This window comes from Paracoccus sediminicola (assembly GCF_027912835.1).
Classification (GTDB): domain Bacteria; phylum Pseudomonadota; class Alphaproteobacteria; order Rhodobacterales; family Rhodobacteraceae; genus Paracoccus; species Paracoccus sediminicola.
This window is the reverse complement of the sequence record NZ_CP115768.1, coordinates 1,812,755-1,833,713: the sequence shown is the minus strand read 5'-3', so window position 1 is coordinate 1,833,713 and position 20,959 is coordinate 1,812,755. Positions and strand designations below refer to the sequence as shown.

Genomic DNA, 20,959 nt, shown 5'->3' with positions numbered 1-20,959 from the left:
TGGCTTTCGCGACCATGGCAAAGCAGTGCCGCAGATATATTAACCTGCCGCAAAAGACAGGCGCCGTCGGCCTCGCGGGTGGTTCACGGGCCGGACGGCTTTGGCTAAGCTGAAATCACGGCGGAACTATGTTATCCTTCAATGGAACTGAACGGTTCTGTCATTGCCTATCTAAATCTATTCGTTTGTCATTTTGCGCGGTCCGGTAGGGTTTGGTGCGGGCATCGGTGATTGTCCGAACCGGGGGGTTGCGTGGCGTATCGGAACGGAAGCGATCGGGGCTGGCGCCTTCGCCGCCCTGCCGCCTCTCCGGTGTTGGTTGGTGCCTAGTTTGGGGGGTAGGTGGGTCAGGGGTATCACGTGGCGGACCGAGCCTGCGGCTGTCCGTGAAGATTTGGCGGGTCGGATCAATGCGGTGGTCCGACCCGTATGATACGAGCCGGGCGGGCCATAGCTTCGTCTCGGCCCTGTCGCAGCTCGGCGTCCTGTCGCTCTGTCATTTGCTTGGTCAGTTCCACGAATTCCGGTTTTTCCTGCGCTGGTTCGTCCGGCCGATAGGCCCCGGCCAGCGCACAAGAATAGGCCTTGTCTGCTTCGACGAGCTGCGCGGTCTGAGACTTGTCGTCGATGGCGATAACCAGAAGCATTGCGTTCCTGATCCCGCCGGCCTGCGGCAGGTCGGACTGCGTGGCATCTCCGAGATGGACCTGCTTGCCGATGCTGCGCAGAATCCGCGCAATGATTCCGTCATAACGCCCGTGTCCGGGACGATGCTCTGGCCAGATTCACCTGCTTCGTCCTACTTATCCTTCTGCCCGACGGTGACATGCGGCGCGATCACGCTTTCATTAAGGACGAACGGCCCCGGCTCTAGGAGCATCGAAAACGCCATGCTCGGCAGCGCGATCAGCCCGAGTGTCAGCCAGATGACCGTCACCTGTAATCCGTCAAGCCCGAGCAGCCGCGCCCGCATCGATCACGTCGACATTCAAAAGCGCCGGCAGCGACGACATCACGATTCCCACAACCAGATAGACAAGCAAGGTCCCGACCCCGAAACGACTGCCAACGTCGCGGCGATGATATCGGAGAACAGGAAAATCGTGGCGAGACGAAGAAAACCATTTATGCGAAACGGCTCCGATCATAGAGCGGAGGACGGCGCAGAAGGTGCCGAGGGGCAGATCGGTCTAGACCTGATATGGCCGAAGGCAGGGGCGGTTGCGACAATCCGGTGCAGCGCGAAAGCTTCGGCGCTGCTCAGGCGACGCGCTGTCCGACGACCCAGCTTTCGCGCAGTGAAGGCGTGTCGCCTATCATCCTGAAGCGGATCAGATCGGCGCGTTGGCCGGTCGCAAGCCGCCCGCGATCCGATAACCCCGCAGCAAGGGCCGGGGTGGCGGTGACGCAGGCGATGGCGCGCGGCCAGTCCTCCCATATCTGTGCCAGCAGCGCCGCCGCCGACAACAGGGCCGAGGGCACGTAATCCGAACTGACGATGTCCAACAGCCCTGCCGCCGCCAGATCCCGCGCAGCGATATTGCCTGAATGAGAGCCGCCCCGGATCAGGTTCGGAGCCCCCATGATCGTGCGGATGCCATGAGCGCGGCAGGCTTCGGCCGCCTCGCGCGTGGTCGGGAACTCAGCCAGCCTGATACCGTGTTCGGCCGAGCGGGCGACCTCTGTCTTGGTGGAATCGTCATGGCTTGCCAGCACGGCGCCGACGGAATTGGCAAAGCGCACCGCCCCTGCCTCATGCGCCGCGCCGTTTTGCGCCGATAGCGCCTTCAGCTCGTCGAAATAGCGGGCGATCTCGCGGTCCTCCATCTGCACCTTGCTGCGCAGATAGGTCTCGAGCATCGCCGTGTCCCGGAATTGGCGTTGTCCGGGCGTGTGATCCATGAGGCTGACCAGACCGACCCTGTCGGCCGGCCCAAACTGGTCCAGCTCGTCTAACAGCGATTCGCAGCAGATCTCGGCGCGCAGATGCAGATGGTGGCTGATCTTTAGCCCACCAGCCGCGCGCTGCGCCAGCAACTCGGTGGCGAGATGCCGGGCGTAGGGTGCGTAATCCTTGCGCGACGGGATCGAGCCGACCCGCATCGCATCGAACACCGTGGTGATGCCGCAACCGGCCAGCTCGGCGTCATGGGCAAAGATCGCCGCAGCATGCGGCCAGTCGACGCCGGGGCGGGGCTGAATATGGCGTTCGAGATTGTCGGTGTGCAGCTCGATAAGGCCGGGTGCAAGAAAATCGCCTTCGCAATCGATCGCTCCGCGCGGCGCGGTGCCGTTGTCGATCACGGCGATATGCCCTTCTCGGATCACCAGATGGCCTTTCGCCACGCGATCGGGCAGGATCAGCGTTGCATTGGCCAGGACGGTTTCTTGCATCTCGATATCCACAGGTCTGCTCGATGAACGAGTATCGCAGATATGCGCTGTATTACACCCCGCCCGAGGGCGCTCTGGCGGATTTCGGTGCGGGCTGGCTGGGATGGGATATTGCGTCGGGCCGGGCCGTGGCTCAGCCTGTCGCGGCAGTTCCGGAACTGGACGCCATCACCGCGACGCCGCGCAAATACGGGTTTCACGCCACGCTGAAGCCGCCCTTCCGGCTGGCAGCAGGTGCCGCCGCGGAGGCGGTTCTTCGGGCAGCGCGCGATCTGGCGCGGTCGCTGTCGCCGGCAGAAGCGGATGGGCTGAGGCTTGACCGGATCGGCCCGTTCCTTGCCCTCGTCGCGGGCGGCGATAATACGGCGCTGAACCGTCTTGCGGCGGCAACGGTTACCCGGCTTGACCATCTGCGCGCGCCGCTGACCGAGGCCGAGTTTTCACGCCGAGCACCGGGACGCCTGTCACCTCGGCAGCGTGAATTGCTGGATCGCTGGGGCTATCCCTACGTGCTGGACGAATTCAGGTTTCACATGACGCTGACCGGCGCGTTGGGCGAGGCGCAGCTGAGCCGAGTGGAAGCGGCATTGACCAAAATTCTGCCACCGATGCCGCAGCCCTTCACGATTGACGCGATCAGCCTCGTCGGAGAGGGTGCGGATGGTCGCTTCCGCCTGATCGAACGCCTGCCGCTATAGCCAGTTCTTCCATTTGAGAAGCAGATAGGTCGCCCCCGCCGTCACCGCCATCAAGCCGAGCGCCCATTCATAGCCAAAACTCCATCCGAGCTCGGGCATATGCGCGAAATTCATCCCGTAGGTCGAGGCGATCAGCGTCGGCGGCAGGAACAGCGCCGCAACGACCGAGAGCACCCGCGAGATGTCGTTCTGCTGAAGGCTGATCATGCCCATAGTCGAATCCACCGAAAGGCTCACGCGCGAGGATAGGAAATCGGCATGTTCCTGTAGCGCCTGCACGTCGCGCTGATGTCCTTTGAGGATCGGCTTCAGCTGTCCGCTATCCTCGGACAGCTTGGCACGGGTCGCCGCATAGAAGCTTAGCACCCGCTCCAGCGAGAGCAGTCCGAGACGCACCCGTGAGATCAGCTCTGATTCCTGGCCGATGGTCTCGAGCGCGGATTGCAGCGCACCGGTCCGTTGCCGCGTATTCGGTTTGAACACATTCCGCACTGTCCCGTCCAGAACATGGCCTGCCGCCTCCAGCAGATCCGCCAGCCGAGCGATGATTTCCTCGATCAGTCCCAGGAACACACGATCGGCACTGCCGGTCCCGCTGGCCGAGCGGTCGGCGCGATCTGCGAAGCTGTCGAAAGGGCGCGGGGCATGGTGGCGGACCGTGACCAGACGGTCACTGGTGAGGATGAACGTCACCGGCCCCGAGATCGATTCCCCGTCAGGTGTAGAGCCTGGCAGCATCGCGGTCATATACGCGATGCGACCGTCCAGATAGAGCCGCGAGGAGATCTCGATCTCGGCCATGTCCTCCAGCGTTGGCACGGTGATGCCCAGCGCCGAAACCGCGTCGATCTGCGCGGGCAGGGGGCGGTAGAGATCGATCCAGATTGCCTGCGCCGGAGATTGGCCGGGCTCGAGCAGGGCGAGATGATTATCCTGCCTGATATATGCGCGAAGCATGGCGGTTCCTTTCCCGCGCCATCAGTGTCCCCACGGACCGGAAGCGTCAAGCCGAACTATGGCCGAAGACGGCCGTGCGGCGTCAGCTCGGGAAAATTTCCTGCACGCCGCAGTGTTCTGAACCGGCGACCGGGCGGTCACAACCTGAGGCCGATTCGCCGTGAATAGTACAAAGATAATAGTTTCACATTGAACATTGTTCAGAACCTTGCGTCCAAACTGTCGGAATAGGCAATTTTCTTACCGAGCACTAACTAAAAAGACAGGTCGAAGCGCGGTTTTCGGGTGCGATTTCCGGGACATGTTTGCTAGGTTCACATTGTTTGATGAGTTGACTTGTTAGAGTGGCGGCTGTGTCGAAAGACACAGCCGCGGCTGCACCTTTTGCAACGAAAAAAGGACGCCCGTTTGGGCGTCCCTTTTCGTTCGGAACGATGTCCCGATCAGCTTTTGTCGCGGAAGAAACTGTCGAGCTCGTTATCGGCTTCTTCCTTGGACCAGCCATATTTCTCCTGAAGCTTGCCGGACAGCTTGTCTTTCTTGCCGCCCGCTTCCTGAAGCTCGTCATCCGTCAGGTCGCCCCATTTCTCCTTCACGGAGCCTTTGAGCTGTTCCCATTTCCCTTCGACAACATCCCAGTTCATAGCATATCCTTTCGATTGCCTTGATTACGTGGGTTAACGTTCCGCAACCCGTGCGGTTCCGGCATTTAGCATTTGTTCAAGCGCATCTAGCCGACCTTATCGGCGGGAATTTGCCCGGCCTCGAAGGCGATCAGATTGTCGAGCGCCCGCAGCGCCATCTCGGTCCGCGTTTCTTCAACGGCGGTGCCCAGATGCGGCAGGAGCACGACATTATCGAGCGCTGTCAGCGCGGCAGGGATCTCGGGCTCATTCTCGTACACATCAAGCCCGGCAGCCCTGATCTTTTTGCCTTGCAGCGCCGCGATCAGCGCCGCCTCGTCTATCACGTCGCCACGGGATATATTGACGATGATGCCATTCGGCCCGAGCGCATCCAGAGTCTCGGCCCCGATCAGGTGATGCGTATTCGCGCCCCCCGGCACGGCGAGCACGACGAAATCGGATTGCCGCATGACGGCTTCGATGCTGGCCAGTTGCCGGGCAGGGAAGTCCAGCGATGATACGGTCGAGCGGTTGAAGAAGACCACGCGCATGTCGAAGCCGCGTTGCAGGCGCCGCGCGATGGTCCGCCCGATCCGGCCCATTCCGATAACCCCCACCGTGCGGCCCGAGACCTGGCTGCCCAGCATCTGCGTCGGGTGCCACCCGGTCCAGTTTCCGCTGCGGGCCAGACGCTCGCCTTCTCCGGCGCGGCGGGCAGTCATCAACAGAAGGGTGACGGCCAGTTCGGCCGTGGCGTCGGTGACCACATCCGGCGTGTTGGTGACGGTGAGTCCCGCCGCTTTTGCGGCCTCGATGTCGATATGGTTAAAGCCGGCGCCGAAATTGGCGAGGATTTTCGCGCGCGGGGCCTCGTCAAAGGCGCTGCCGCGGAAGGCGTCGCCAAGCGTCGGAATGATCGCGTCATATTCGGCAAGGGCGGCAGCGGCCTCCGCCTCGGTCATCGGGGTGTTATTGTCGCGGAACTTCGTCTCGAAACGGGCCGAGATCGCCGCCTCGGCGGCTTTGGTCATCGGGCGGGTGACAAGCAGTTTCATCAATACAGCCTCGCTCCATTCGCCACGGCCTGTTCGGGGCCGATTAACACCACCTCACCATCGGCATCGGGCAGGCCAAGCACAAGCACTTCGGACATGAACTTGCCGATCTGGCGGGGCGCAAAATTGACAACCGCGAGCACCTGTCGGCCAATGAGCGCCTCGGGCTCGTAGTGAGCCGTGATCTGCGCGGAACTCTTGCGCTCACCGATCTCTTGTCCGAATTCGACCCACAGCTTGATCGCGGGCTTGCGCGCCTCGGGGAATGGTTCGGCGCGGGTCACAGTGCCGGCGCGGATATCCACCTTCTGGAAATCGTCGAACGAGATCGTCACTGCCCCAACTCCCGCGAGCGATCAGCCGCGGCTGCAACGGTGCGCAGCATGAGGGGTGGCAGCCCGTGTTCCTTGTCCATCAGCTGGTCAAGCCCCGCCGCCGTGGTGCCGCCGGGCGATGTCACCGCCTCTCGCAGCATGGATGGCGGGGTATCGTCCTCCATCGCCAGCGCACCGGCGCCGGCCACGGTCGCGCGCGCAAGCTGCAGGGACAGCGCTTCGGGCAGACCCTGGGCGATACCGGCATCGGTCAGGGCCTCGATCATGTGGAAGACATATGCCGGACCCGAACCGGACACGGCGGTAACCGCATCCATCTGGCCTTCATTCTCCAGCCGTACGACCTCGCCCACAACGGACATCAGCCGCTCGGCGAGCCCAAGCTGAGCGGCGCCTGCTGCGTCATTGCCGATCAGCGCCGAGATGCCGCGGCCGATGGCTGACGGCGTATTGGGCATGACGCGCACCACCGGCGCATCGGGGAAGGCTTTCTCATATGCAGAGAGTGTGACCCCGGCCGCGACCGACATGACAAGGCTGTCCGCACCCGGCGTCAGCTCTGACAGAACGTCGCCCATCATCTGCGGCTTGACGGCGAGGACGAGCACCGCGGGATTTGCAGGCGGATCGTCATTGACCCGCACGCCCTTTTCGGCCCAGTCGGCGCTGGCATTTGGGTCGATGATCGTGACCGCACCGGGCGCGATGCCGTTGCGCAGCCAGCCGGTCAGCATGGCGCCGCCCATGCGGCCGCAGCCGACCAGAACCAGCCCTCGTTCGTTTATTTCGGAAAAATCCACTGCGTCCCCCCTGAATGATACGGGGCCGCACCAGTTGCGGCCCTGGCTAGGCCCGTCCGTAGGCGGCACCCATCGCAATGTCCATAGCCGCCTCGGGCTCGCTGTCACCCCAGGCGACAAGCTGGAAGGCCGGGTAAAGCCGCTCTGCCTGTTCGACGGCGTTGCGGATCATGTGGTCGATCTGTTCGGGGCTGGCCACAATATCGCCCGACAGCACCAGCCCGTAGCGCCAGACCATCATGCGCTGCGAGGCCCAGAAGGTGAAAGCGCCGTCCCAGACCTGATCATTCGCCATATTCAGCGCCTCATAGAGCGCTGGCATCCGTTCGGCAGGCGGGTCCATGTCGAAGGTGCAGATCAGCCGCAACATCTCTTCGGCGCCGGACCATGCGAGGGTGATCGAGTAACCGCGCCATTGCCCCTCGACGGACATCGCGATCTGGTCATCGGCGAGCCGGTCGAAATCCCATTCGTGATGGGTTGCGATCGATTCGACGATGTCGATGGGATGAATCTCGTTGCTGTGGATATAGCTGTCGGTCTGCGCCATGCCTGCCGTCCCCTGCTTCGGTGGTGCGCCCACCTTTTCTTGCGTAAGACCACGAAAGGATGTGGTTCAGCCCGCGCGTCCTACAAGATCAGGGTGGGCCACAGGGGTGGCCCTGTAAAGGGATTTTTCGTTAAATTCTCCAAAATCTTGTGGACGAATCTGCTCCGTCCACCAGATGCGGCGCTCAGGACAGGCGGGCGCCGTTATCGGCGCGGAACAGATGGATCGCGTCAGGAGCAACGCTCAGCCGCAGCCGCTCCGCGATCTCACCGTCCGAGGGCAGCGTCACCGTAACCAGTTCGCCACCGATATTGCCATGAATCAAGCGGGTTGCGCCGAGTTCCTCGACGGCATCCACGCTCAGTTCGATCTGTCCCTCCGGGGCAGGGCGAAGATCTTCGGGGCGAATGCCAATCAGCCCGGCATGGCCGCTGCCCGGCAGATGCGGCACGGCGCGGGCGGGGATCAGGTTCATCGCCGGGCTGCCGATAAACCCGGCAACGAAGGCCGAGGCAGGTTTGCGATACACTTCCAGGGGAGTGCCGATCTGTTCCACCTTGCCGCCGTTCAGCACCACCAGACGGTCGGCCATGGTCATCGCCTCAAGCTGGTCATGGGTCACATAGAGGCTGGTCGTCCGCAGCCGCTTCTGCAACTCCTTGATCTCGAGCCGCATGGCCACGCGCAGCTTCGCATCAAGATTGGACAACGGTTCGTCGAACAGGAAGGCCGCCGGCTCGCGCACGATCGCGCGGCCCATCGCCACTCGCTGACGCTGCCCTCCCGACAGCGCGCGGGGCTTGCGGTCAAGGAACGGTCCGATCTGGAGGATCTCGGCAGCCTCGTTCACACGTCGGTCGATCTCGGCCCGCGGAGTGCGGCGGTTCTTCAACCCGTATTCGAGATTTTTGCGAACCGACATATGCGGATAGAGCGCATAGTTCTGGAACACCATGGCGATATCGCGCTCGGCCGGCTCGACCTGGTTGACGATGCGCTCGCCGATCTTCACCTCGCCCTCGGTGATTTCCTCCAGCCCGGCGACCATGCGCAGCAGGGTGGACTTTCCGCATCCCGAGGGGCCGACCAGCACGATGAATTCGCCGTCGGCGATGTCGATATTCACATTTTCGACGGCGCGTGTGCCGCCGGGATAGACCTTGCCGACATTGTTCAGGGTGATGGATGCCACGTTATTTCTCCGTCTCGACAAGACCTTTGACGAACAGCCGCTGCATTCCGATGACCACCGCCACGGGGGGCAGCATCGCCATGATGGCGGTCGCCATGACCAGATGCCATTGCGGCAACCCGTCCACCGCGTCGGCCATGCGCTTGATGCCCGCGACGATGGTGTAATACTGCGCATCCGTGGTGATCAGCAGCGGCCAGAGATACTGGTTCCAGCCATAGATGAACAGGATCACGAAAAGCGCGGCGATATTGGTCCGCGACAGCGGCAGAAGGATATCGCGGAAGAACTTCATCGGTCCGGCGCCGTCGATGCGGGCGGCCTCGACCAGCTCGTCGGGCATGGTCAGGAAGACCTGCCGGAACAGGAAGGTCGCCGTGGCGCTGGCGATCAGCGGAATCGACAGCCCGGCATAGGAATTCAGCAGCCCCAGCCCCGCCACGACCTGAAATGTCGGCACAATGCGCACCTCGACCGGCAGCATCAGCGTCACGAAGATGCACCAGAACGCGAACATGCGCAGCGGAAAGCGGAAATAGACGATGGCGAAGGCCGAGAGGATCGAGATGATGATCTTTCCGAAGGCGATCGCCAGCGCCATGATAAGAGAGTTCAGCACCATCCGCGCCACGGGCGGCGTGCCGCTTGTGGACAGTCCGGAATCGAGCATCCGGCTGTAATTCTCGATCAGATGCGGCCCGGGCCACATCGGGATCGTGCCAGAACCGAAATCGGTGGCGGTGTGGGTCGAGGCGACGAAGGCTACCCAGACCGGCAGCGCCACAAGCGCCACGCCGATAATCAGCGTGAGATGGGTCAGAAAATTCAGGAAGGGACGGTTCTCGATCATCAATAGGCGACCTTCTTCTCGACCCAGCGGAACTGGATCACCGTCAGTGCGATCACGATCAGCATGAGGATCACGGATTGGGCGCCGGATGAGCCCATGTTCTGCCCGACGAAACCGTCGAAATAGACCTTGTAGACCATGATATTGGTGGCCTGCGCCGGTCCTCCCTCGGTGGTGCTGTCGATCACCGCGAAGGTCTCGAACATGGCGTAGACGATATTGACCACCAGCAGGAAGAAGGTGGTGGGCGACAGAAGCGGGAAGGTGATGGTGAAGAAACGCTTCACCGGCCCCGCCCCGTCGATGGCCGCGGCTTCGCGCAGCGAGGCGGGGATCGCCTGCAAGCCGGCCACGAAGAACAGGAAGTTATAGCTGATCTGCTTCCATGCGCTTGCGATCACCACCAGCGCCATGGCCTCGTTCGGGTTCGAGATATGGTTCCAGTCGTAGCCGATCTGTTCCAGAAGGAAGGGCAGGATGCCGATGGTCGGGTTGAAGATAAACCACCACAGGATCCCGGCCACTGCCGGCGCGACCGCATAGGGCCAGACCAACAGGGTCGTATAAGCGCGGGCCGAGCGGAGCGTCCGGTCCGCCGCCACCGCAAGCAGCAGCGAGAACCCCATCGAAAGCACCGTCACCAACACCGCGAAGACCAGCGTGACCTGCATCGAGTTCAGATATTCAGGGCTGTCCATCAGCCGCAGATAGTTCTCCATCCCGACAAAGGTCGAGCGGATGCCGAACGCATCCTCGCGCAGGAAGCTCTGCCAGACAGCCTGGGCGGCGGGCCAGATGAAAAAGATGAAGGTGATGGCAAGCTGGGGCGCCAGAAGCAGCCACGGCAGAAGCTGATTGCTGAAGATGGTCCGCTTCATCGATGTCCCGGCCTTACGCAAAAGACGAGGGGCCGCGCCGCGCGCAGCCCCTCGGGATCGGTCTTACTGGTTCTGTGCCGCGAAATCGGCGATCTGCTGGTTGCCGCGTTCGACCAGCGAATCCAGAGCCTCCTGCGCGGTCTTGGACCCGCTCATCAGCGCTTCGAACTCTTCGTCGATGATGCCGCGGATCTGCACGTAATTGCCGAAGCGCAGACCCTTCGAATTCTCGGTCGGCTCGTTCAGCGTGATCTGGCGCAGCCCGGTATCGGCACCGGGATTTTCCTCGAAGAAGCCGGACATTTCTTCACCCGCAGCCTCGGTGATCGGCAGATAGCCCGAGAACGAGGCCCAGTCAGCCTGCACCTCGGGGCTGGAGAGATAGCTGAAGAACGCGGCGACGCCGGGATATTCCTCATCCGGACGGCCCGACAGCACCCACAGAGTGGCGCCGCCGATGATCGAGTTCTGCGGCGCGCTCTCGATATCGTCGTAATAGGGCAGCATGCCGAAACCGACCTCGAAATCGGTCGCATTGGCCAGAACCCCGGCGCGGCTGGCCGAGCTGTTCATGATCATGGCGCATTCCTGGCTGTAGAACATCGGCGGGGCGTTGTCGCCGCCGACCGGGCCGCCATACTTGAAGATGCCTTCATCCGCCCAACGCTTCAGATTGCCCCAATGCTTGACCTGCGCCTCGCCGTTCAGCGTCAGCTCTGCGTCGGTCCCGCCGAAGCCGTTCTCCATGGTGCCGATGGGCTGGTTATGCCAGGCACTGAAATTCTCGGTCTGGATCCAGCTCACCCAGCCGGTGGTGAAGCCACATTCCGCCGCGCCCGATTCCATGATCTGCTTCGAGAATTCTTCCATCTGCGCCCAGGTCTCGGGCGGCTGTTCTGGATCGAGCCCGGCCTCTTCGAAGATATTCTTGTTGTAGTAGAGGATCGGCGTCGACGAGTTGAACGGCATGGACAGCATATTGCCATCCGTGTCGGTGTAATAGCCGACCACGGCGGGCAGGAACGCGGCGGGATCGAAATTCTCGCCATGCTCTTCCATCAGCTGATAGACCGGCATGATCGCGCCCTCGGCGGCCATCATGGTGCCGGTCCCGACCTCGAAGACCTGCACGATGGCCGGCTGCTCCTGCGCGCGGAACGCGGCGATGGCGGCTGTCATCGTCTCGGGGTAGGTGCCCTTATAGGACGGCACGACAGTGTATTCGTCCTGGCTGTCATTGAAGCCCTGGACGATTTCTTCGAGCTTGGTGCCCAGCTCGCCGCCCATGGCGTGCCACCACTGGATTTCGGTCTGAGCGTTGGCAGCACCCAGCGAGGCGATCAGCGCAATGGCCGATGCGGAATAGATACGTGTCATTTCTGTTGTCCTTCCTGTTGAGGGCGTCGCCTGCCTAGTGTCGCGAAGTAACCGGCTGACGACTTTTTTGTTACAGAAATGTGACAGATTTTTCGGGCTGTGCAAGCGGCCATCAAAAAAGGCGACCGGGTTCTCCGGTCGCCCTTGCGATGTCGATCCCGGGGCGCGATCAGTTCGCGCTGCGCCGGAACATGGATTTCACGCCCGAGAGCAAAGGCACCAGCGTCGCATTGGCCAGCGGCACGATGATGTATTCCGACAGCGGGATCAGGATCAGCCCCCAGATCAGACCGATGATCCCGTCGATAAAGGCAGTCACCGCCCAGGACACCAGCCCCGGTGCCTGCGGCACCATCGCGGCGGCGGCCTCGGCCTGATGCTTGATCCATTCGTAAGGAGCATGCCAGCCCAGCTCGTGCAGGCCATGCACGATGATGTTGCCGCCGACCCAGATCATCGCGGCTGTGCCGATGATGGTCAGTGCCTTCATGAATCCCGGCATGAATTTCACGATGCCACGGCCAAGCGAGGCGACGAAGCCGCTATTGTTGCGGGCCAGCGCGACGCCGACATCGTCGGCCTTCACGATCAGCGCCACCGAGCCGTAGACGACCACGGTAATGGCCAGCGCCACGACGAACAGAACGCCCGCCTCGGTGCCAAGTTTCGCCAGCCCGATCAGCCCGCTGCCTGCCATCAGCGCAGTCACCTCGTTCAGCGCGATGGTCATGATCTCGGCCGAAAGGATGAAGTCCGTCTTGATCGCGCCGGCGACCTTTTTTTCCTCCAGCTGGGCCGGGTCGCCCTGGCCGCCTTCGTATTTGTCATGCGGATCGTCGGGCGGAGAGATCGCGTGATACACCTTCTCGGCGCCCTCAAAGCACAGATAGGATCCGCCCAGCATCAGCAACGGCGCAATCAGCCAGGGCGCAAAAGCCGATAGCAGCAACGCGATCGGCAGCAGGATCACCACCTTGTTGAAGATCGACCCCTTGGCGATCCGCCAGATGATCGGCAATTCACGATTCGCATCGAAGCCGGTCAGATATTTCGGCGTCACCGCCGCATCGTCGATGACCGCGCCGGCGGCTTTCGATCCCGCCTTGACCGCCATGCCGGTGACATCGTCCACCGATGCGGCGGCGACCTTGGCAATTCCTGCCACGTCGTCGAGAAGCGCGATCAAACCGGCCATTTGGGATCCTTTCCTTGCTGCGATAGCATAATAGCTTCGGGCTGCGAAGGTTCCACCCCTACCGGCGATCCCGCGCCCATGCGCTTGCACCGGACGCGGGAATCCTTCATCACCACTGCACCACAAGGGAAAGGGCAGACTCATGGCCGATCTGGACGCGAACGCGAAACCGACCGAGGAAATCGACCTGCGCGAGGTGTTCGGGCTGGACAGCGACATGAAGGTCAAGGGCTTCGCCGAAAAGACCGAGCGCGTGCCCGATATCGACAGCACCTACAAGTTCGATCCCGACACCACCCTCGCGATCCTGGCGGGCTTTGCCTATAACCGCCGGGTGATGATCCAGGGCTATCACGGCACCGGGAAATCCACCCATATCGAGCAGATCGCTGCGCGGCTGAACTGGCCCTGCGTGCGGGTCAATCTCGACAGCCATGTCAGCCGCATCGACCTGATCGGGAAGGATGCGATCAAGCTGGTCGACGGCAAGCAGGTCACCGTGTTCCACGAAGGCATCCTGCCCTGGGCGCTGCGCAACCCGACCGCCATCGTCTTTGACGAATACGATGCGGGCCGGGCCGATGTGATGTTCGTGATCCAGCGCGTGCTCGAGGCTGACGGCAAGCTGACCTTGCTGGACCAGAATGAGGTCATCACGCCGAACCCGTCATTCCGCCTGTTCGCCACGGCGAACACGGTGGGTCTGGGCGATACGACGGGCCTCTATCACGGCACGCAGCAGATCAACCAGGGCCAGATGGACCGCTGGTCTTTGGTTTCGACGCTGAACTATCTCAGCCATGATGCCGAGGCCGCGATCGTTCTGGCGAAGAACCCGAATTACAACAACGAAAAGGGCCGCGACGTGATCTCGAAGATGGTCACTCTGGCCGATCTGACCCGGACCGCCTTCATGCAGGGCGATCTGTCCACGGTGATGTCGCCGCGCACGGTGATCTCCTGGGCGCAGAACGCGCGGATTTTCGACAATGTCGGCTATGCTTTCCGTCTGACCTTCCTGAACAAATGCGATGAGCTGGAACGCCAGACCGTCGCCGAGTTCTATCAGCGCCTCTTCGACGAGGAACTGCCCGAGAGCGCGGCGGCAAAGGCAGGGTGAGACGGGCGCGCATGCGGTGCTGAGACGATAGTTGGTGGGCTGACCGCCGGGCTGTTAACTTTCTTCAGCCGCGCTATCATGCCCATCGGGAGAATTCCGGTATGAAACCCAACGACAACCCCGCCGACCCGTTCAAGAAGGCCCTGACCGAGGCGACGCGCGCGCTTGCCGATGACGCCGAGCTGAACGTCACCTACACCGCCGATCCCTCCGGTGTCGCCGGGGATACGATGCGCCTGCCGCAGATCAGCCGGCGGATGGGCCGGGACGAGATCATTCAGGCGCGCGGCACTGCCGATTCACTCGCCATGCGAATCCGGCACCACGACGCGGAAACCCATGCCCGCTATGCACCGTCCGGCCCGCTCGCGCATGAGATCTATGACGCGGTCGAAACCGCGCGGGTCGAGGCGCTCGGGGCGCGGCACATGCCCGGTGCGCTGTCCAATATCGACGCCAAGATGGGCGCAGAGGCGGTGCGGCGCGGTTACGATCAGGCCCGGCAACCTGCCGATGTGCCGCTGCCCGCCGCTGCCGGTTACCTGCTGCGCGAGGCGGCGACGGGGCGCGCGCTGCCGCCGGGCGCAGCCGAGGCGGCCGAGCTGTGGCGTCCCTTTGTGACCCAGCAGGCGGGCCATGTGCTCGACGCGGCGCGAGAAACGATTCCGGATCAGGCCGCCTTTGCCCGGCTGGCGCGGCAGCTCATTTCCGATCTCGGCTATGGCGACCAGCTCGGCGACGATCCCGACGACCAACCCCAAGAGGACGACGCCTCGGAAGAGGCTGAACCCGATCCCGAGGCCGGCGACAACCAGGCCCGCGAAGAGGATGAGGGCGAGGATAACGACGCCTCGCCCGAGCGCAGCCAGGAACGCACACAGGACGAACGCCAGGCGCAGGTCAGTCTCGACGACAGCTCGGACGAAGAGATGGTCGAGGAAGAGGCAGAGATGCCCGATGGCGACATGCCCGAAGAGCTGCCGCCCCCGGTCAGCGATGCATCGCCCGATTACCGCGTTTACAGCCAGGAATTCGACGAAGAGATCCGCGCCGACGAACTCGCCGAACCGGCCGAACTCGAACGGCTGCGCGCCTATCTCGACAAGCAGCTCGACCCGTTGCGGGGCGCGGTCTCTCGGCTGGCCAACAAGCTTCAGCGGCGGCTTCAGGCCAAGCAGAACCGGAGTTGGGAATTCGACAAGGAGGAAGGCGTGCTGGATGCCGGGCGTCTGGCGCGCGTAGTGGCCAATCCGACCACGCCGCTCAGCTTCAAGGTCGAGCACGATACCGAGTTCCGCGACACGGTGGTCACGCTGCTCTTGGACAATTCCGGCTCGATGCGTGGCCGTCCGATCTCGATCGCCGCGATCTGCGCCGATGTTCTGGCCCGCACGCTGGAACGGTGCAGCGTCAAGGTCGAGATCCTCGGCTTTACCACCCGCGCCTGGAAGGGCGGGCAAAGTCGTGAGGCCTGGCTGAAGGAGAACCGCCCCGCCGAGCCGGGCCGGCTGAACGACCTTCGCCACATCATCTACAAACCCGCCGATGCGCCCTGGCGTCGGGTGCGGCCGAATTTGGGGCTGATGATGAAAGAGGGTCTGCTGAAGGAAAATATCGACGGCGAGGCGCTGGAATGGGCGCATCGCAGGCTGGTGAAACGACCCGAGGCGCGCAAGATCCTGATGGTGATTTCGGACGGGGCGCCGGTGGATGATTCGACGCTGTCGGTGAACCCCGCGAACTATCTGGAAAAACATCTCCGTGACGTGATCGCGATGGTCGAAAAGCGCCGCCAGGTCGAGCTTCTGGCCATCGGGATCGGTCATGACGTGACGCGCTATTACGAACGCGCGGTGACGATCACCGATGCCGAACAGCTCGGCGGGGCGATGACCGAACAGCTTGCCGCGCTGTTCGATACCGATCCGCGCAAGCGGGCGCGGGTCATGGGAATAGGCGGCGTCAGGCGGGCGATGTGATGGTTGAGCAATTCGAAACCGCGGAAGGCGCCTCGCAGGGCGCGACGCGTCTGGCCGCGCTGCGCGATGCCATGCAGTCAGAGGGGCTGGACGGGTTCATGGTGCCCCGCGCCGACGCTCATCAGGGCGAATATGTGGCCGATGCCGATGCAAGGCTGCGCTGGCTGACCGGGTTTTCCGGCAGCGCGGGGCAGGCGGTGGTGACGGCGGATCATGCGGCGGTCTTTGCCGATGGGCGATATCGTGTGCAGGTCCGGGAAGAGGTGGATCTCAACCATTTCACCCCGGTCGATTTCCCGGCAACCAGACCGGAAGGCTGGCTCCGCGATGCGCTGACCGAAGGCGGGCGGGTCGGGTTCGACCCCTGGCTGCACACGCATCGCGAAATATCCGATCTGCGGGATGCGCTGGAGGATGCGAATATCTCCTTCCTGCCGGTGAATAATCTCGTCGACCGGATCTGGGACGATCGGCCCTCGCCGCCGGTCGGTCAGGTGCGGCTTCATGATGAGGCGATTGCCGGGGCAAGCGCCGCCGAAAAGCGCGACCGCATCGCCGCTCAGCTGCGCGCCGAGGGACAGGCGGCGGCAGTCATCACGCTTGCCGATTCGCTGTCGTGGCTGCTGAATATCCGTGGCACTGATCTGCCGCATAACCCGGTGGTGCTGGGCTTCGCGATCATCGCGGCGGATGGCTCGGTGCAGCTTTTCTCCGATCCCGCCAAGTTCAGCGACGAGATCCGCTCGGCATTGGGCAAGGCGATAGCGATCCACCATCCCGAGAGTTTTGCGGCGGCGCTCGCCAATCTCGAAGGCCCGGTCCGCGTCGATCCCGGCTCGGCGCCCGAGGCGGTTTTCGACATTCTCGATGAACAGGGCACGGCGGTGATCGAGGCGCGCGATCCGGCCATCATGCCCAAGGCCCGCAAGAACGAGGCTGAAATCGCCGGTATGCGCGACGCCCATCTGACGGATGGGGCGGTCATGGCGCGGTTTCTGGCCTGGCTCGACGCGCGGGCTCCGGGCGGGCTGACAGAGATCGACATCGTGCAAAAGCTGGCAGAGCTGCGCCGCGCGGCGGGTGCTCTGGATAGCAGCTTCGACACGATCAGCGCGGTGGGAGGCCATGCGGCACTGCCCCATTACCGCGTTTCAGCCGACAGCAACGCGGAGCTGCAGGCGGGGCGGGTTCTGCTTGTCGACAGTGGCGGACAATATGATAACGGCACCACCGACATCACCCGAACCATGGCGGTCGGCGATGTCGGCCACGCGGCGCGTGAGGCGTTTACGCTCGTTCTCAAGGGCATGATCGCGGTGTCGCGGCTGCGTTTTCCGAAAGGTGTCGCCGGGCGCGATATCGACCCGGTCGCGCGCGCACCGCTGTGGACGGCCGGCCTGGATTTCGATCACGGCACCGGTCACGGTGTCGGCGCGGCGCTCTGCGTCCATGAAGGCCCGATGCGGATCAGTCGCATCTCCGAGATCCCGCTGGAACCCGGCATGATCCTGTCGAACGAGCCCGGCTATTACCGTGAGGGCGCGTTCGGCATCCGCATCGAGAACCTCTTGCTGGTCACTGAAGCCGACAGCCCCGACGGGCGCGAGATGCTGGGTTTCGAGACGCTGAACTTCACCCCGATCGACCGCCGCATGATTCTGCGCGAGATGCTCTCGGAGGCCGAGCGTGAGTGGCTGGATAGCTACCATGCCCAGGTGCTTGAAAAGATCGGACCGCGCGTCGATGAACAAACGCGGATCTGGCTGGAGGGCGCGACCGCGCCTTTGTGACCGTATCTGTCCGGACATGAACAGCGCCGCCCAGACGGGCGGCGCTGTTCGCGTCGGTAAGCGGACCCGGTCAGATCACCCAGAGGATCCCACCGATGATTACCCCGGTGATCAGCAGCAGCACCACGCAGAACCCCATGATGTCGCGCGCCTTCAGCCCGGCGATGCCCAGCATCGGCAGGGCCCAGAACGGTTGCAGCAGGTTGGTCCAGGCATCGCCCCATGCCACGCCCATGATGACCTTGTTCACATCTGCGCCAAGCGATTCCGCCGCCGGCAGCATGATCGGCGCCTGCACCGCCCATTGCCCGCCGCCCGAGGGCACGAAGATGTTTACGATCCCGGCCGAGATGAAGCTCCAGAACGGCAGGGTGCGATCGGTCGAAAGCGAGACGAACCATTCCGACATGGTCGCGGCAAGTCCGGTCCCGGTCATGATCGCCATGATCCCGGCATAGAAGGGGAACTGGATCACGATTCCCGCGCCGCCCTTTACCGCATCGTCAAGCGACGCCAGAAGGCTGCGCGCGGTGCCGTGCAAAGTCAGGCCGACGAAGAGAAAGGCGAAATTGACCACATTCAGGTTCAGCCCGCCGCCGCCGATGAAATACAGCAGCAGCCAGACGATGCCCGGAATGCCGACCAGATACATGAGGATGCGCGAATTCTCCAGCCGCTGCGCCGGGGTGGCGTCATTGGGCAGCGGCGGCAGCCCCTCGTCATTGCCCAGCGTCGCGCGGTCGATCAGCACCGCCTCGTCGTCGCGCGGCATCATCATCCGGTTGGCGATGGGCAGAACGATCACGATGACCGCAACCATCATCAGGTTCCAGCTTGCGAAGATCGTCTCGGAGGTCGGGATCACGCCGATCTGATCTGCGGTGAAATGCCCCTCGGTCGCGACCGTCAGCGGGATCGAACCCGAGATCCCGCCATGCCAGATCACGAAGCCGGAATAGGCCGAGGCGACGAGCAGCCGGTAATCGACGCGCACCTGCTTGGCGAGCTCACGCGCGAAGATCGCGCCGACGACCAGCCCAAAGCCCCAGTTGATCCAGGCCGCGGCCAGCGACACCAGCGTGACCATGACGATCGCCATGCCGCCGGATCTGGCCATCCCGGCCAGCGATGCCAGCAGCTTTCGCACCGGCGGAGACGAGGCGAGGATAAAGCCCGTGACCAGCACCAGCAGCATCTGCATCGAGAATTGCAGCAGCGACCAGAAACCGTCGCCCCAGATGCGGACCAGCTCGACCGGGTTGGTTTTCTGGATTCCCATCGCGGCAAGCATGGCCACGATGGTGAGAACCAGTACGAAGATGAACGCATCCGGCAGATAGCGCTCCATCAGCCGGGTCGCGGGACGCGACAGGATTCTGAGCATGAAATTCCTCCCCTGAATGGACTATGCGCAGAGACTGCGCTGCCCGTCCGCAGCGGGCAAGCCTCCGATACGAAAACGCCGGCCAAGCTGGCCGGCGCTGTTCACAAAGTTGCTTATCTGCCTCAGCCGATGGCGGCGGATTTAACCTGTGCATCGACCTTGTCGATATACTGCGCGAAGTTTTCCGAGAACATCTCCACCAGTTTCCGCGCCTGCCGATCATAGGCTTCCGCGTCGTCCCAGGTGCGGCGCGGGTCCAGCAGGACATCGGACACGCCCGGCACCGCGACCGGAACCTCGAAGCCGAAATTCGGGTCCTTACGGAACTCCACCGCGTTCAGCGAGCCGTCCAGAGCCGCCGTCAGCAGCGAGCGCGTCGCCCGGATCGGCATGCGAGAGCCGGTGCCGAAAGCGCCGCCGGTCCAGCCTGTATTGACCAGCCAGCAGGTCGCACCGGTTTCGGCGATCTTCTTTTGCAGCAGCTCGCCATAGGCTTCCGGGCGACGCGGCATGAAGGGCGCACCGAAACAGGTCGAGAAAGTGGGCTGCGGTTCCGTCACGCCCATCTCGGTGCCCGGTGTCTTCGAGGTGAACCCCGACAGGAAGTGATACATCGCCTGTGCCGGGGTCAGCCTGGCAATCGGCGGCAGCACGCCATAGGCGTCACAAGTCAGCATGATGACGTTTTTCGGCACCCCGGCAACGCCGGTCGCCGAGGCGTTCGAGATATAGTCGAGCGGATAGGCGCAGCGCATATTCTCGGTGAGCGAGCTGTCCTCGAAATCCAGCTCCAGCGTGTCGGGGTCATAGACCATATTCTCGATCACCGTGCCGAATTTATGCGTCGTGGCATAAATCTCCGGCTCGGCCTTTTCCGACAGGTTGATCGTCTTGGCGTAGCAGCCACCCTCGAAATTGAACACGCCCTCGTCGGACCAGCCATGCTCGTCATCGCCGATCAGCACGCGGGCGGGGTCCGCCGACAGCGTGGTCTTGCCGGTGCCGCTGAGGCCAAAGAACACCGCCACGTCGTTTTCATCCTCGGGCGCGTGATTGGCGCTGCAATGCATCGGCATCACGCCGCGGCCGGGCAGAATGTAATTCAGCAGGGTGAAGACGCCCTTCTTGTTCTCACCCGCATATTCGGTATTGCCGATGAGGATCAGCTTCTTCTCGAAATTCAGCGCGATCACGGTTTCGCTGCGGCAGCCATGACGTTCTGGATCGGCCTTGAAGCTGGGGCAGTTGATGATGGTGAACTCGGCCTCGAAACCGGCCAGTTCTTCCGCTTCGGGCCGGCGCAGAAGGTGGCGGATGAACAGGTTGTGCCAGGCGAGTTCCGACACCACACGCACATCCAGTCGCTGCGCCGGATCGGCCCCCGCATAGAGATCCTGGACGAAATATTCCTTGCCCTGCATATGAACAAGCATGTCTTGATGCAGAAGGTCGAACGCCTCGGGCGCCATCGGCTTGTTGTTTTCCCACCAGATCGTATCCTCGACCTCAGGGGTGCGGACGACGAATTTATCCTTGGGAGAGCGTCCGGTATGCTTGCCGGTCGACACGAGGAACGCGCCCCCCTTGCCAAGCGTCCCTTCGCCGCGCGCAATGGCATGTTCGATCAGCGCCGGTTCGAGCAGGTTATAGTGAACAACCGAGGCCCCCTTGATTCCCTGATCTTCCAGCTTGAATTTAGGGTTAACACGGGGCTGCGACATCTGACGAAAATCTCCGCTGAGGCAAGGGCATGAAGGGTCGATCTGAGGTTCCTATAAC

Annotated in this window: 20 protein-coding genes; 4 read left to right on the top strand and 16 right to left on the bottom strand. The window is 62.8% G+C overall.

Going from position 1 to position 20,959, the window contains the following annotated elements:
• Positions 1–407: 407 nt before the first annotated feature.
• From PAF18_RS09090 to PAF18_RS09080, 3 genes are all read right to left on the bottom strand, one after another.
• Positions 408–647, bottom strand: coding sequence for a hypothetical protein (locus tag PAF18_RS09090; protein WP_271115439.1), 240 nt, complete (start codon positions 645–647; stop codon positions 408–410).
• Between the two features lie 152 nt (positions 648–799).
• Positions 800–937 carry a hypothetical protein gene (locus tag PAF18_RS09085; protein WP_271115438.1) on the bottom strand — a complete coding sequence of 46 codons (138 nt, stop codon included), beginning with the start codon at positions 935–937 and terminating at the stop codon, positions 800–802.
• Between the two features lie 323 nt (positions 938–1,260).
• Entirely contained in the window at positions 1,261–2,394 is a 1,134-nt protein-coding gene (locus tag PAF18_RS09080; protein ID WP_271115437.1) for an alpha-D-ribose 1-methylphosphonate 5-triphosphate diphosphatase, read from the bottom strand.
• Positions 2,395–2,417: 23 nt separating this feature from the next.
• On the opposite strand from PAF18_RS09080, the gene PAF18_RS09075 reads away from it, so the two are divergent.
• Positions 2,418–3,092, top strand: a complete 675-nt coding sequence (locus PAF18_RS09075) for a DUF1045 domain-containing protein (RefSeq protein WP_271115436.1) — start codon at positions 2,418–2,420, stop codon at positions 3,090–3,092.
• Here PAF18_RS09075 and PAF18_RS09070 read toward each other — a convergent pair.
• From PAF18_RS09070 to PAF18_RS09020, 11 genes are all read right to left on the bottom strand, one after another.
• Positions 3,087–4,049 carry a magnesium transporter CorA family protein gene (locus PAF18_RS09070; protein ID WP_271115435.1) on the bottom strand — a complete coding sequence of 321 codons (963 nt, stop codon included), beginning with the start codon at positions 4,047–4,049 and terminating at the stop codon, positions 3,087–3,089. The genes PAF18_RS09075 and PAF18_RS09070 overlap by 6 nt on opposite strands.
• Before the next feature lie 443 nt (positions 4,050–4,492).
• Entirely contained in the window at positions 4,493–4,693 is a 201-nt protein-coding gene (locus PAF18_RS09065; protein ID WP_271115434.1) for a CsbD family protein, read from the bottom strand.
• Between the two features lie 86 nt (positions 4,694–4,779).
• Positions 4,780–5,730: a 2-hydroxyacid dehydrogenase gene (locus PAF18_RS09060; protein ID WP_271115433.1), complete on the bottom strand. Its 951-nt coding sequence runs from the start codon at positions 5,728–5,730 to the stop codon at positions 4,780–4,782.
• A complete protein-coding gene (locus PAF18_RS09055; RefSeq protein WP_271115432.1) occupies positions 5,730–6,065 on the bottom strand; it encodes a tRNA-binding protein in 336 nt (111 codons plus the stop codon). The genes PAF18_RS09060 and PAF18_RS09055 overlap by 1 nt, the downstream gene beginning before the upstream one ends.
• A complete protein-coding gene (proC, locus tag PAF18_RS09050; RefSeq protein ID WP_271115431.1) occupies positions 6,062–6,865 on the bottom strand; it encodes a pyrroline-5-carboxylate reductase in 804 nt (267 codons plus the stop codon). Before proC ends, PAF18_RS09055 begins: the two co-directional genes overlap by 4 nt.
• A 46-nt stretch (positions 6,866–6,911) precedes the next feature.
• Positions 6,912–7,415 carry a type III secretion system chaperone family protein gene (locus PAF18_RS09045; protein ID WP_271115430.1) on the bottom strand — a complete coding sequence of 168 codons (504 nt, stop codon included), beginning with the start codon at positions 7,413–7,415 and terminating at the stop codon, positions 6,912–6,914.
• A 184-nt stretch (positions 7,416–7,599) separates the two neighbouring features.
• Positions 7,600–8,607, bottom strand: a complete 1,008-nt coding sequence (locus PAF18_RS09040; RefSeq protein WP_271115429.1) for a sn-glycerol-3-phosphate import ATP-binding protein UgpC — start codon at positions 8,605–8,607, stop codon at positions 7,600–7,602.
• Between the two features lies 1 nt (position 8,608).
• The gene (gene ugpE / locus PAF18_RS09035) at positions 8,609–9,457 is read right to left on the bottom strand and encodes a sn-glycerol-3-phosphate ABC transporter permease UgpE (RefSeq protein WP_271115428.1); all 849 of its coding nucleotides are present in this window, start codon (positions 9,455–9,457) and stop codon (positions 8,609–8,611) included.
• Positions 9,457–10,335: a sn-glycerol-3-phosphate ABC transporter permease UgpA gene (ugpA, locus tag PAF18_RS09030; RefSeq protein ID WP_271115427.1), complete on the bottom strand. Its 879-nt coding sequence runs from the start codon at positions 10,333–10,335 to the stop codon at positions 9,457–9,459. The genes ugpE and ugpA overlap by 1 nt, the downstream gene beginning before the upstream one ends.
• Positions 10,336–10,398: 63 nt before the next feature.
• A complete protein-coding gene (ugpB, locus tag PAF18_RS09025) occupies positions 10,399–11,712 on the bottom strand; it encodes a sn-glycerol-3-phosphate ABC transporter substrate-binding protein UgpB (protein ID WP_271115426.1) in 1,314 nt (437 codons plus the stop codon).
• Between the two features lie 169 nt (positions 11,713–11,881).
• Entirely contained in the window at positions 11,882–12,907 is a 1,026-nt protein-coding gene (locus tag PAF18_RS09020) for a DUF808 domain-containing protein (RefSeq protein ID WP_271115425.1), read from the bottom strand.
• A gap of 142 nt (positions 12,908–13,049) precedes the next feature.
• Here PAF18_RS09020 and cobS point away from each other — a divergent pair, with 142 nt between their 5' ends.
• From cobS to PAF18_RS09005, 3 genes are all read left to right on the top strand, one after another.
• A complete protein-coding gene (gene cobS, locus PAF18_RS09015) occupies positions 13,050–14,027 on the top strand; it encodes a cobaltochelatase subunit CobS (RefSeq protein ID WP_271115424.1) in 978 nt (325 codons plus the stop codon).
• A 101-nt stretch (positions 14,028–14,128) separates the two neighbouring features.
• Positions 14,129–16,006 (top strand): cobaltochelatase subunit CobT, encoded by a 1,878-nt coding sequence (gene cobT / locus PAF18_RS09010; protein ID WP_271115423.1) that lies wholly within the window; start codon positions 14,129–14,131, stop codon positions 16,004–16,006.
• On the top strand, positions 16,006–17,796 hold the full coding sequence (locus PAF18_RS09005; RefSeq protein WP_271115422.1) for an aminopeptidase P family protein: 1,791 nt from the start codon (positions 16,006–16,008) through the stop codon (positions 17,794–17,796). Before cobT ends, PAF18_RS09005 begins: the two co-directional genes overlap by 1 nt.
• A 70-nt stretch (positions 17,797–17,866) precedes the next feature.
• Here the strand turns inward: PAF18_RS09005 and PAF18_RS09000 are convergent, their stop codons facing one another.
• Positions 17,867–19,180, bottom strand: coding sequence for a short-chain fatty acid transporter (locus PAF18_RS09000; RefSeq protein WP_271115421.1), 1,314 nt, complete (start codon positions 19,178–19,180; stop codon positions 17,867–17,869).
• A 122-nt stretch (positions 19,181–19,302) separates the two neighbouring features.
• Positions 19,303–20,901 carry a phosphoenolpyruvate carboxykinase gene (locus PAF18_RS08995; protein ID WP_271115420.1) on the bottom strand — a complete coding sequence of 533 codons (1,599 nt, stop codon included), beginning with the start codon at positions 20,899–20,901 and terminating at the stop codon, positions 19,303–19,305.
• Between the last annotated feature and the right edge of the window lie 58 nt (positions 20,902–20,959).

Coding starts and splice junctions, on each gene's coding strand:
- PAF18_RS09080 (WP_271115437.1), bottom strand. CDS start 2,394: ATGCAAGAAACCGTCCTGGCCAATGCAACGCTGATCCTGCCCGATCGC.
- PAF18_RS09070 (WP_271115435.1), bottom strand. CDS start 4,049: ATGCTTCGCGCATATATCAGGCAGGATAATCATCTCGCCCTGCTCGAG.
- cobT (WP_271115423.1), top strand. CDS start 14,129: ATGAAACCCAACGACAACCCCGCCGACCCGTTCAAGAAGGCCCTGACC.
- PAF18_RS09075 (WP_271115436.1), top strand. CDS start 2,418: ATGAACGAGTATCGCAGATATGCGCTGTATTACACCCCGCCCGAGGGC.
- ugpE (WP_271115428.1), bottom strand. CDS start 9,457: ATGATCGAGAACCGTCCCTTCCTGAATTTTCTGACCCATCTCACGCTG.
- ugpA (WP_271115427.1), bottom strand. CDS start 10,335: ATGAAGCGGACCATCTTCAGCAATCAGCTTCTGCCGTGGCTGCTTCTG.
- PAF18_RS09045 (WP_271115430.1), bottom strand. CDS start 7,415: ATGGCGCAGACCGACAGCTATATCCACAGCAACGAGATTCATCCCATC.
- ugpB (WP_271115426.1), bottom strand. CDS start 11,712: ATGACACGTATCTATTCCGCATCGGCCATTGCGCTGATCGCCTCGCTG.
- PAF18_RS08995 (WP_271115420.1), bottom strand. CDS start 20,901: ATGTCGCAGCCCCGTGTTAACCCTAAATTCAAGCTGGAAGATCAGGGA.
- PAF18_RS09060 (WP_271115433.1), bottom strand. CDS start 5,730: ATGAAACTGCTTGTCACCCGCCCGATGACCAAAGCCGCCGAGGCGGCG.
- PAF18_RS09090 (WP_271115439.1), bottom strand. CDS start 647: ATGCTTCTGGTTATCGCCATCGACGACAAGTCTCAGACCGCGCAGCTC.
- PAF18_RS09005 (WP_271115422.1), top strand. CDS start 16,006: ATGGTTGAGCAATTCGAAACCGCGGAAGGCGCCTCGCAGGGCGCGACG.
- PAF18_RS09065 (WP_271115434.1), bottom strand. CDS start 4,693: ATGAACTGGGATGTTGTCGAAGGGAAATGGGAACAGCTCAAAGGCTCC.
- PAF18_RS09020 (WP_271115425.1), bottom strand. CDS start 12,907: ATGGCCGGTTTGATCGCGCTTCTCGACGACGTGGCAGGAATTGCCAAG.
- cobS (WP_271115424.1), top strand. CDS start 13,050: ATGGCCGATCTGGACGCGAACGCGAAACCGACCGAGGAAATCGACCTG.
- PAF18_RS09000 (WP_271115421.1), bottom strand. CDS start 19,180: ATGCTCAGAATCCTGTCGCGTCCCGCGACCCGGCTGATGGAGCGCTAT.